At 34.4% G+C, this 1,671-nt stretch carries 2 protein-coding genes; both read left to right on the top strand.

Translation table 11 applies throughout. The annotated features are described in order from the left end of the window. Positions 1-611 (top strand): glycosyltransferase (locus tag MVY38_RS00500; RefSeq protein WP_297482235.1); only part of this gene is annotated, 611 nt, incomplete at its 5' end. Further along, complete coding sequence (locus MVY38_RS00495; protein ID WP_297482233.1) at positions 589-1,638, top strand: glycosyltransferase; 1,050 nt, start codon at positions 589-591, stop codon at positions 1,636-1,638. The genes MVY38_RS00500 and MVY38_RS00495, both read left to right, overlap by 23 nt. Positions 1,639-1,671 lie beyond the last annotated feature (33 nt).

The following is a 1,671-nucleotide window of genomic DNA, read 5'->3' as shown; positions in this document are numbered from 1 at the left end:
TTTTCCGTGAAATTCGTAATGGGTATGATTTTACTCTTGAAGAGACAAAAAGTGACAATACTGCGTTTACCATTACATATATGGGGAATTTTTACGGTGAAAGGAATCCTATAAATTTTTTAAAAGCATTAAATAAGTTAATGCAAAAAGATGATACAAAGAAAGTTACTGTACATCTTGTTGGTGTAAAAACACATTTTGAAATTCCTGATTTATTACAAGATAAGGTCAGAGTTGTTGCTTCAGTAAAGCACTCCGAAGCGATAGAAATGATGAAAAAGAGTGATGCTCTTTTGCTTATTCACCCTGCAAATGGACGAAAGGGCGTCTTTACTGGCAAACTTTTTGAATACCTTGCAGTTTTAAAGCCGATTATCGCTCTTGTTGATGAAGAAGATGTAGCAGCGAAGCTTATACGCGATGCAAACGCAGGCTATATTTCGGATAATGCAAATATAGAAAAGATTGAGAGGGTTTTAGAAGAAGCGTATAGAGAGTGGAAAGAGAAGCTGAAGAGAGAGTTTAACTTAGAGGTCATTAAAAAGCATCACCGTAAAGAGCAGACAAAATGCTTGGAAAAAGTAATAGATGAGATTTGTGATGAGAGATAAGTATTTAATCTTAGCAGATGGAAAAAGCCCGCATACTTTGAAGTGGGTGAAAGAACTTAGTAATTATTTTGACCTCTCTTTAATATCGCTGAATGGATATGATGATCAGCTGTTGGAGTATATTGATAAAGAGCAGATATATGTTGTCAATGAGAGTGTAAACGCAGCGGGTGGTAACTTTAAACTCTTATTGAAATATTTTGAGATAAAAAAGATAGTGGATGCTTTACAGCCAAAATACATTAACGCTCATTATGTTTCAAGTTACGGTGTTTTAGCTGCACTTGTAAAGAGAAATAATTTGCATCTCAAATTGATACAATCTGCATGGGGAAGTGATATTTTGGTGACTCCTTTTGAAAATCGTATTAAAAGAGCGTTTACAAAATTTGCCTTGCAGTATGCAGACTTGATTACCTCTGACTCTTTTTATATGAGCGATAAAATCATAGAGATAAGTGGCAATAAAGCGATAGAGACTTTTGCTTTTGGGCTTGAAGATGTTGACCTGAGCTTAGAGATACAAAAAGATGAAAATCTTATATTTTCAAACAGGGCGCTGAGTGAAAATTATAATATTGATGCAATTATTCGATGGTTTGCAGGACTTGAGAATCGAGATTTGCAATTAATCATTGCAAATGATGGCGTACAAAGAGAAGAGCTAGAAGGGTTGAGTGCTTCTCTTTGTATTGCACAACAAATAAAATTTGTTGGCTTCTTGACAAAAGAGGAGCAAGATGCATTGTATAAAAAAGCAAAATATTATATTTCCATCCCGAGTTCGGATTCAACTGCTGTCTCTTTACTTGAAGCAATGGTGTTTGGATGTTATCCAATTGTTTCAAATCTACCTGCAAACAGGGAGTGGATTTTGGATGAATGTAATGGAAGCTTTTTTTTAAAAGATATGACATTGCCTGTGGTTGAGGAGAATGTAAGCAGTGTTAATAAAAAGATTATCAACAAAAAAGCAATTTTTTCAAAAAGTATCAAAAAATACATAAATAGGTTGAAAGAGATATGAAAATCCTAACAATACTAGGCGCAAGACCTCAGT

This window comes from Sulfurimonas sp. (assembly GCF_027056685.1).
Taxonomy (GTDB): Bacteria; Campylobacterota; Campylobacteria; order Campylobacterales; family Sulfurimonadaceae; genus Sulfurimonas.
This window is presented reverse-complemented; position numbering and strand designations above follow the sequence as displayed.